This is a genomic window from Glycocaulis sp., from assembly GCF_051859565.1.
In the GTDB taxonomy this organism is placed as follows: Bacteria; Pseudomonadota; Alphaproteobacteria; order Caulobacterales; family Maricaulaceae; genus Glycocaulis.
Map to the genome: position 1 here is coordinate 482,609 of NZ_JBHYFK010000002.1, position 7,387 is coordinate 489,995.

A 7,387-nucleotide genomic window follows, 5' to 3' on the forward strand; every position below is an offset into this window, starting at 1 on the left:
GAGCGACGCACGGATGTGCGGAGCATAACAAGAAAAAGGGACTGGGCACCGGCGTACGCCGGTGAAACGGTTGATCTTGGGAGCTTAAAACAAAAAACCCCGGACGTTTCCGCCCGGGGCTTAATGCATCAATCGGTGCAAGCGGAACGGGGCTAGTTCCCGGCCACAGCCGCGTCATAGCGCTCAGACGCGACATCCCAGTTCACCACCTGCCACCAGGCGTCGAGATAGTCGGCCCGCCGGTTGCGGTAGTTGAGATAATAGGCGTGTTCCCACACATCATTGCCCAGAATGGGCGTGCCGCGCGTTCCGGCGACGTCCATCAGCGGATTGTCCTGGTTCGGTGTGGCGGTGATTTCCAGCTCACCATCGCCATTGACGATCAGCCAGGCCCAGCCAGAGCCGAACTGGCCGGCACCGGCCGAATTGAACTGGCTCTTCATCTCGTCGAGCGAGCCGAACCGCGCATTGATCGCTTCGGCGAGCGCGCCGCTGGGCGCGCCGCTGTTGGAGGGCGCGGTCATGCTTTCCCAGAAGAAGGTATGGTTCCAGTGACCGCCGCCATGATTGCGGAAGGCTTTTGGCAGGTCCGACACGCGGGCCAGAATGTCTTCCAGTGAGGTGCCCTGCAGGTCGGAGCGGTCTTCCAGCGCGCCGTTCAGACCGTTTACATAGGTCTGGTGGTGGCGCGAATGGTGCAGTTCCATTGTTTCGGCATCGATGACCGGCTCCAGCGCATCGTAGGCGTATGGCAGATCGGGGAGGGAAAAGGCGCTCATGGATTCTGTCTCCTCTTGGTGGGTGGCAGCGCTTTCTGCACAGGCAGAAGCGCCAGCGAAGCCAAAACTGGCAAGGGCCAGGGCGGCAGTGCGGGCGGTGAAATTCAATAACATGATGAGCGTCTCCTCCGAGGTGGTTCTGGGCGGATACGCCGGGCGCAAACATGCACACGGCCAGCGGTGTGTCTACGGGTCAAGCTAGGGTTCCGAAGGGCACCTTGCCAGTGGGCAACGGGAAACTTCTGCGGTTTGTTCCTTGTTAAGCGTATTTGTGAGCCAAGTGTTAACGCGCCAGCCCCATACTCCGCGCCAATTCAGGCAGGCGGATTTCATATGCTGGATAAAGGCCGGACAGGCGCAGGCGCAGACACCGCTCTGCTCGATGGCGCACACCTTCACCGCTATACCGGCGGGGATGTAGCGCTGGAGGTCGAGCTGTACGGGCTTTTGCGTGGCCAGATCGTCTCCACGCTCGATGCGTTGGCGCGCGCTGGCGATGACGCGGTCTTGTGGCAAAGACTGCTCCACACGCTAAAAGGCGCCGCGCGCGGCGTGGGCGCGATGGCGCTGGGCGATGCGTGTGCCGCGCAGGAAAGCGGGGCAAATGATCCGGCTGCGCTGGAGGCTATCCGCACCGTGGCCGATGAAACGCTGAGCGCCATCGATACAGAGCTGGAGCGCCGCGCAGCTTGAGGCTGGTCAGGACCGCTTTCGCTGCGGTTCGCGCGTGGCGTCCCACACCTGCAATTCGTGCTGGATGGAGCGCTCCACCAGTTCGCGCCAGACCGGCTCGGCGAGGGTCTCCGGCACGCCGGCGGCCCGCGCGGCGGCTTTCACCTTGGCAATCACATCCTCGATCCGGTCTTCATCGCGCACCACATCGCGCGATGGCTTGATGCGCGCAGCGGCGTCCATATAGCGCGTGCGCTCGGCGATCAGGCCGATCAGCGCCCGGTCCAGCCGGTCCACCCCGTCACGCACTTCTGTCATGCTGGCACAGTCCTGCGGCGGCGTGCGGCGGTTCAGATCATCGGCGTCGAAGGGCAGTGTCATGTCGCAAACATCCTGTCGGGCATGGACCCGTCATACAGGCCCGAAGGCGCGGCTGGAAAGCCTTCATACACCCCACGCCCGATTGCGCTGTCAGAATCGCACATGCGGTTCTACCATGCCGGGCAATGGATTGGCGGATGCGGGAGCGGCAAATGGACGCCTTCAGACTCTATGGTCACAAAGAGAGCGGCAACTGCCTGAAGACGCTGTGGACGGCGCGCCATCTGGGGCTGGATTTTGAATGGATCGAGATCGACATCTTCAAGGGGGCCAGCCGTACCGATGAATTCCTCGCGCTGAACCCGGCAGGCCAGGTGCCGCTGCTGGAGCGCAGCGATGGCCGCACGCTCGCCCAGTCAAATGCGATCCTCCTCTACATGGCCGAAGGCTCCGACCTGATCCCGCAAGACGCGTTTGACCGGGCCAAGATGATGGAATGGCTGTTCTGGGAGCAATACTCCCACGAGCCCTATATCGCCGTGCGCCGCAGCCAGCTCAGATTCCATGCCCGCCGCGCCAGCGATCTTGACCCGGACCTTCTCAGCAAGGGACGCCGGGCGCTGGGCGTGATGGAGATGCGCCTGCTGGCGCGCGAGTATTTCGTCGCTGAGCAGCTGACCCTGGCGGACATTGCGCTGGTGGCCTACACCCGCGTCGCGCATGAGGGCGGGTTTGATCTTGCTGATTTTCCCGCCGTGCAGGGCTGGGTACGCCGCGTGGAAAGCGCGCTTTCCCTCCCCCATGCGGGCGATCACGCGATGGCAGGGTAGGGGACGGGAAAGCTCAACAGGATAAATTGAAACCCCGGGCGAGCGTGAGCGAGACCCGGGGGCTCTCTCCGCTTTTCCTGCACGAGGTCCCGGATAGCGCTGCGCGCTTCCGGGATTTCAGCGCCCCCTACCGCCGCGCCAGTTCCTTCATCGCGCCATCAAGCCCCTCCAGCGTAAGGGGGAACATGCGCTGCGGGCCGATGATCTGGCGGATCAGCTCGATGGAATAGGTGTGCTGCCACCATTTGTCCGGCTGCGGATTGAGCCAGATGAGGTGGGGGTAGGTATCCACGATACGTTTCAGCCATACCGCGCCGGCCTCCGCGTTCCAGTGCTCCACCGAACCGCCCGGATGGGTGATCTCGTAGGGCGCCATCGAGGCATCGCCCACGATCACCACCTTGTAGTCGTGCGGGTATTTGTGCAGCACATCAAAGAGCGGCATCGTCTCTGACTGGCGGCGCAAATTCGACTTCCACACCCCCTCATAGATGCAGTTGTGGAAGTAGAAATAATCGAGCGACTTGAAGACCGATTTCGCCGCCGAGAAGAGCCGCTCGGTCAGCTGGATATAGGGGTCCATAGACCCGCCCACATCGAAAAACACCAGCACCTTGATGGCGTTACGCCGTTCGGGCCGCATCTTCACATCCAGCCAGCCCTGCTTGGCGGTGGCGTTGATCGTTCCCGACAGGTCCAGCTCCTCGGCCGCGCCTTCGCGCGCGAATTTGCGCAGGCGGCGAAGCGCGAGTTTGAGATTGCGGGTGCCCAGCTCCCGGTCGGAATCATAATCCTTGTAGCGGCGCGCCTCCCACACCTTGGCGGCCTTCTTGTGCTGGCTCTGGCCGCCAATGCGCACGCCGGACGGGTTATAGCCGGAATGGCCGAACGGGCTGGTGCCGCCTGTGCCGATCCATTTATTGCCGCCTTCATGGCGCTCGGTCTGCTCCTGGAGGCGCTGATTGAGCGTGTCCATCAGCTCGTCGAAATCCATCGCCTCCAGCTCGGCCATTTCCTCTTCGGTGAGGTGGCGGCGCATCTCGTTGCGCAGCCAGTCTTGCGGGATTTCGGCCTCGTTGAACATCTCGCCCAGCAATTCCACGCCCTTGAAGACATGGCCGAACACCTGGTCGAACTTGTCGAAATTGCGCTCGTCTTTCACCAGCGCCGCGCGGGAGACGGCGTAGAAATCGTCAATGGCGGGCGAGACCGCGCCCTTCTCCAGCGCTTCGAGCAGGGTGAGGTATTCCCGTGTCGAAACCGGGACTTTGGCGGCGCGCAATTCGGTGAAGAAGCGATGGAACATGGTGAAAAGATAGCGTTCCCGCCCGCCCTGTCGACGGAAAATGCCCGTTGTCGGAATGCGGGGCGCGTCTGGCTATTCCGCCGCGTCGTCCTCAGCGGGTTCGACCAGATTGATCTGTAGATTGCCCGCCTCATTTTCCGATAGCCAGACAACTACCCGGACTGTCCCGTCGAGAATGGCCTCGACGACTCCCTGGAACACTTCGGGAGAGGGTGTAGCGTCGAATGCGCCATATATCCCTGTCCGCTCCGGCGAGATCTGGCGCAGTATCCAGCGCGCACTACCCCCAACGGAATTACCGTCTTCCAGGCCGCGGGCATCGGCGCCTTGCCCGCGCGCGGGCAAAGCTTGCAGGTAGATGCCGGTCGCGCCGTGAGGGTCGGCGCGATAGTCCAGCAACTGGCCGTCATCATCTATCCTGGCGACGATGATTCCCCCTGACGGGCTGAACGCGGCGTCGGCGACATAGCATTGCAGCGCGTCCGGTGCCGACGGCCAGGACGGGTCCGCTTCCGCGGCCATCTCGGTAGCCAGTAGCGTAACGGCCGTCTCGAGCGCTTCGTCAAGCGTAAGCGACGACAGGTATCGCCCATCGCCTGCAACAGATGCGCAGTGCGCGAGGTGGCGTGCCACATCACCGGCCCCGGCAAAGGCCAGCTGCGCGGCGGAGTCCATTTGCGCCCTGCGCAGTTCGCCCTGATGGGTGATGCGCAGCTTCAGTGTCCACTCCCCAATCTGTGTGGTCCAGACCCCCGCCGTGACGCGGGACTGCCTGTAGATGCCATAGCGCACCGGCACGCCGCCAATCTCGACCTCGCCTTCGTCCTGGCGCCGGGCGCCGGAGAAATTGCGCAGCATGCCGGCCAGCCCGGCCTGGTAAGCACTCTCCTGATCTGCTCCGGTCAGAAACGCATGCGCGGTGACGGCCGGACCAGGTGTGTCCGCCACGGCATACCGGCACGCCACGTCGGTCCCAGTTGAATTGTAGGAAACAAGCTCCTCGCGAACGAGGCCATAGGCGCTTTCGGGGCAGGGATAGCCGCTCAGACGGTGGCGAACCTGCGCTGTGTCTTCGAAGCGCCAGAGCGGAGCCTGACCAGCCCGGTTAAGCTCCATTATCCGCTCGCCCAGCGCCAGCCATTCGTCCCGGCGGCCAAGCTGCATTGCCGCCGAACCCTTACGGCCCAATGCCAGCTCGAGAGCGGCAACATTCTCAGGGTCGTTTTCCTCTACCAGCTCCAGAACGCGGCTATAGAGTTCGTAGGCGTTGCGGTGGTCGCCGGCATCGGTGAGCAGGTCGCCATACACGACCAGGGCGTTAAAGCGTTCACTGGGCGAGCTGGCTGCGGCGACGGCCTGTTCAGCCAGCCGTTCGGCTTCCCGGGCATTGCCGCTTGTGTGAGCGGCCCGTGCGCGGTCCAGAAGCTGGAAGACGGACGTGGATTCCTGAGCCAGGCCGGGTGTCGTGATCAGGACCAGCCCCGCCAAGGCAGCAAGCACAATTCTCATACCATCCCCCCGGACCCAGACCAGAGGGCGAGATTACTTCAGATTGCGCTGCCGCCAAGGCGGTATTTTTGGCCAGTCCGGCCGTGAAGCCGCCCCGTGCGTCTAGCGGCGGGCGAGCAGGGCGCCCGCGATGACGCCGATACCAGCGGCAATGCCGAGCGAGGCATAGGGGTTGTCCTTGACGTAGCCGACCGCCTGATCCTCGATTTTTCCGGCGCGCTTGGCCACTTTCCGGGCCTGACGGCGCGTGGTCTTCGCGGCGCTTTCCAGTTCCTTCTCGGCAGCCCGGCTGACCGATTTCAGGGTCTTTTCACCCTCTTTGCGGATGTCTTCTACGCGCTTGCTGGCACTCGTCGCCATGGGGAGCCTCCTTGATTCAGGCATTATCATTCGCGTCCGGGCATTGATGCCGGGCGCATCCCCTGATTAACGGTGCCAGGGCGGGAGGGTTCCAAAACCCCTACTGCGCTGCATCCCGTCTCGCCATGAAGGCGAGTTTTTCAAACAGCTGCACGTCCTGCTCGTTTTTAAGGAGCGCGCCGTGGAGCGGCGGGATCAGCTTGCGCGGATCCTTCTCGCGCAGGAGCTCCGGGTCCACGTCCTCGACAAGCAGGAGTTTCAGCCAGTCGAGAAGCTCCGACGTGGACGGCTTCTTTTTGAGGCCCGGTACGGAGCGCACCTCGTAGAATTTCTTCAGCGCTTCGCTGAGCAGGCGGCCTTTCAGGCCCGGGAAGTGCACCTCCACGATGGCGCGCATGGTTTCCTCGTCCGGGAAGGCGATGAAATGGAAGAAGCAGCGGCGCAGGAAGGCGTCCGGCAGCTCTTTCTCATTGTTGGAGGTGATGATGACGATGGGGCGCACCTCCGCCTTCACCGTCTCGCCCGTCTCGTAGACATGGAACTCCATCCGGTCGAGCTCCTGCAATAGGTCGTTCGGAAACTCGATATCGGCCTTGTCGATCTCGTCGATCAGCAGGATGGGCCGTGTCTCGTGGGTGAAGGCCTCCCACAGCTTGCCCTTGCGGATGTAGTTGCGGACATCATGCACCTTGTCATCGCCCAGCTGGCTGTCACGCAGGCGCGCCACCGCGTCATATTCGTAAAGCCCTTGCTGGGCCTTGGTGGTGGACTTGATGTGCCATTCCAGCAGCGGCGCGTTCATGGCGCTCGCGATCTGGCGGGCGAGCTCCGTCTTGCCGGTGCCGGGCTCGCCCTTGACCAGCAAGGGCCGCTCCAGCGTGACGGCCGCGTTCACTGCTGCGGCCAGTTCCTCTGTCGCGACATACTGGCTGGTGCCTTCAAAGCGCATGATCGTTAACCCTTGGCTATAGCGTTTCAGTGTCAAACCTAAGGCGAGAAACTAGAACGCGAAAATGCAAATCGCGAGTGCCGCGCGGCATTTTCTTTTGCGTTGCACCAGGAAGACGGCAGGGACGGATCATGCGCGCGCTCGCCATTGGGGCCGGGAGAGAACAGGCAGACCCGATTGCCATCGCCCGCGCGCTCGGCGCGCAGGTGCTGGCGCTCGATGGCCGCGCGGACGCTGAGGGCGCGGGCGCGGCGGAGAGCTTTGCTCATGTTGATCTGATGGACGCGGACGCCGTGCTGAAAATCGCTGCCGAGTTCCGGCCTGATTTTCTCGTGCCTGCCCCGCTCGCCCGCCCCCTCATCACGGCGGGTATCGTGAATGACGCGCTGGGCCTGAAAGGCGTGACCGAGCGTGCCGCCCGCCTTGCCAATGACAAACAGGCCATGCGCGAAGCCTTCACAGATGCAGGCGTGCCGATGGCGCGCCAGATCAACATTGGCGATGTGCAGGCTTTGCGCGCGGCGGCGGAGACTCTGGGCTTCCCGCTTATCGTCAAACCCCGCTCCGGCTCTGGCAGCCGGGGCGTGGTGCTGGTGGAGCGGGCGGGCGAGTTGCCGGTGGCGCTCGACGGCACCGGCTGGCTCGCCGAGGAAGCGCTGAC

The 7,387-nt window shown here is 63.3% G+C and carries 9 protein-coding genes; 3 read left to right on the plus strand and 6 right to left on the minus strand.

Annotated elements, in window-relative coordinates; translation table 11 throughout:
• Nucleotides 1–152: 152 nt before the first annotated feature.
• On the minus strand, nt 153–779 hold the full coding sequence (locus tag ACTIGC_RS04855) for a superoxide dismutase (RefSeq protein ID WP_439633330.1): 627 nt from the start codon (nt 777–779) through the stop codon (nt 153–155).
• A 333-nt stretch (nt 780–1,112) separates the two neighbouring features.
• Between ACTIGC_RS04855 and ACTIGC_RS04860 the strand changes: the two genes are divergently transcribed.
• On the plus strand, nt 1,113–1,472 hold the full coding sequence (locus ACTIGC_RS04860; protein WP_439633331.1) for an Hpt domain-containing protein: 360 nt from the start codon (nt 1,113–1,115) through the stop codon (nt 1,470–1,472).
• Nucleotides 1,473–1,478: 6 nt separating this feature from the next.
• On the opposite strand, the gene ACTIGC_RS04865 is transcribed toward ACTIGC_RS04860, so the two are convergent.
• The gene (locus ACTIGC_RS04865; protein WP_439633332.1) at nt 1,479–1,832 is read right to left on the minus strand and encodes a chorismate mutase; all 354 of its coding nucleotides are present in this window, start codon (nt 1,830–1,832) and stop codon (nt 1,479–1,481) included.
• Nucleotides 1,833–1,984: 152 nt separating this feature from the next.
• On the opposite strand from ACTIGC_RS04865, the gene ACTIGC_RS04870 reads away from it, so the two are divergent.
• The gene (locus tag ACTIGC_RS04870; RefSeq protein WP_439633333.1) at nt 1,985–2,602 is read left to right on the plus strand and encodes a glutathione S-transferase family protein; all 618 of its coding nucleotides are present in this window, start codon (nt 1,985–1,987) and stop codon (nt 2,600–2,602) included.
• A 127-nt stretch (nt 2,603–2,729) separates the two neighbouring features.
• Here the strand turns inward: ACTIGC_RS04870 and ACTIGC_RS04875 are convergent, their stop codons facing one another.
• The 4 genes from ACTIGC_RS04875 to ACTIGC_RS04890 form a co-directional block, all read right to left on the minus strand.
• On the minus strand, nt 2,730–3,908 hold the full coding sequence (locus ACTIGC_RS04875; protein WP_439633334.1) for a vWA domain-containing protein: 1,179 nt from the start codon (nt 3,906–3,908) through the stop codon (nt 2,730–2,732).
• Between the two features lie 72 nt (nt 3,909–3,980).
• A complete protein-coding gene (locus tag ACTIGC_RS04880; protein ID WP_439633335.1) occupies nt 3,981–5,417 on the minus strand; it encodes a tetratricopeptide repeat protein in 1,437 nt (478 codons plus the stop codon).
• Nucleotides 5,418–5,519: 102 nt separating this feature from the next.
• A complete protein-coding gene (locus tag ACTIGC_RS04885) occupies nt 5,520–5,777 on the minus strand; it encodes a DUF883 family protein (protein WP_439633336.1) in 258 nt (85 codons plus the stop codon).
• A 100-nt stretch (nt 5,778–5,877) separates the two neighbouring features.
• The gene (locus ACTIGC_RS04890; RefSeq protein WP_439633337.1) at nt 5,878–6,726 is read right to left on the minus strand and encodes an AAA family ATPase; all 849 of its coding nucleotides are present in this window, start codon (nt 6,724–6,726) and stop codon (nt 5,878–5,880) included.
• Between the two features lie 131 nt (nt 6,727–6,857).
• Here ACTIGC_RS04890 and ACTIGC_RS04895 point away from each other — a divergent pair.
• A partial coding sequence (locus ACTIGC_RS04895) for an ATP-grasp domain-containing protein (RefSeq protein WP_439633338.1) occupies nt 6,858–7,387 on the plus strand: 530 nt, incomplete at its 3' end.

Coding starts and splice junctions, on each gene's coding strand:
- ACTIGC_RS04855 (WP_439633330.1), bottom strand. CDS start 779: ATGAGCGCCTTTTCCCTCCCCGATCTGCCATACGCCTACGATGCGCTG.
- ACTIGC_RS04860 (WP_439633331.1), top strand. CDS start 1,113: ATGCTGGATAAAGGCCGGACAGGCGCAGGCGCAGACACCGCTCTGCTC.
- ACTIGC_RS04865 (WP_439633332.1), bottom strand. CDS start 1,832: ATGACACTGCCCTTCGACGCCGATGATCTGAACCGCCGCACGCCGCCG.
- ACTIGC_RS04870 (WP_439633333.1), top strand. CDS start 1,985: ATGGACGCCTTCAGACTCTATGGTCACAAAGAGAGCGGCAACTGCCTG.
- ACTIGC_RS04875 (WP_439633334.1), bottom strand. CDS start 3,908: ATGTTCCATCGCTTCTTCACCGAATTGCGCGCCGCCAAAGTCCCGGTT.
- ACTIGC_RS04880 (WP_439633335.1), bottom strand. CDS start 5,417: ATGAGAATTGTGCTTGCTGCCTTGGCGGGGCTGGTCCTGATCACGACA.
- ACTIGC_RS04885 (WP_439633336.1), bottom strand. CDS start 5,777: ATGGCGACGAGTGCCAGCAAGCGCGTAGAAGACATCCGCAAAGAGGGT.
- ACTIGC_RS04890 (WP_439633337.1), bottom strand. CDS start 6,726: ATGCGCTTTGAAGGCACCAGCCAGTATGTCGCGACAGAGGAACTGGCC.